The organism is Mesorhizobium sp. M2C.T.Ca.TU.002.02.1.1 (assembly GCF_003997225.1).
Genome location: NZ_RZTO01001343.1, coordinates 1 through 877, shown reverse-complemented (window position 1 = coordinate 877; position 877 = coordinate 1). Strand labels below are relative to the sequence as shown.

Sequence of the window (877 nt, the reverse complement as noted above, 5' to 3'; positions counted from 1 at the left end):
ATCCTGGGCACGCCGGAGACGGTCAAATCCTTCACCTCCAAGCAGCTGCACGGCTTCATCGAGCGGCAATACGACGCCGAGCGGATGGTGATCGTGGCGGCCGGCGACGTCAAACACGACAACTTCGTGCGCGAGGTCGAGAAGCAGCTCGGGGGCTTCCGCGCCAAGGCGGCGGGCAATATCCCGCAATACGCGCAATATGTCGGCGGCGATTTCCGCGAGGACCGCGACCTTATGGACGCGCAGATCGTACTCGGCTTCGAGGGCCGCGCCTACCATGTGCGCGATTTCTACGCCTCGCAGGTGCTATCGATGATCCTTGGCGGCGGTATGTCGTCGAGGCTGTTCCAGGAGGTGCGCGAGAAGCGCGGCCTCTGCTATTCGGTCTATGCCTTCCACTGGGGATTTTCCGACACCGGCATTTTCGGCGTGCACGCGGCGACCGGGCAGAGCGACATCGCCAAGCTGGTGCCGGTAATCATCGACGAATTGCAGAAGGCCGGCGAGAGCATCCGGCAGGAAGAGCTCGACCGGGCGCGCGCGCAATATCGCGCCGGCCTCATCATGTCGGCCGAAAGCCCGGCCAGCCGCGCCTCGCAGATCGCCAGGCAGTTGCTTCTGTTCGGACGGCCGATCGCCAAGGAAGAATTGATGGAGCGGCTTTCGGCACTGACCGTCGACCGGCTGACCGACCTCTCCTCGCGGCTGTTCTCGACCAAGCCGACGCTCACCGCGGTCGGCCCCGTGGGCACGCTCGCGCCCTACGAGGCGATCCTCGAATCGCTTGCGGGCCCGCAGACGACGGCCCGCCGGCTCGCCGTTTGATCCTAAGCAGGTTCCGCAAAAGTGTCCCACGGTTTTGCGATCAGAACCTGCG

1 protein-coding gene is annotated in these 877 nt (G+C 64.8%); it reads left to right on the top strand.

Features of this window, described 5'->3' with window-relative positions:
- Positions 1–825 (top strand): pitrilysin family protein (locus EOD07_RS35990; protein WP_164772928.1); only part of this gene is annotated, 825 nt, incomplete at its 5' end.
- Positions 826–877 lie beyond the last annotated feature (52 nt).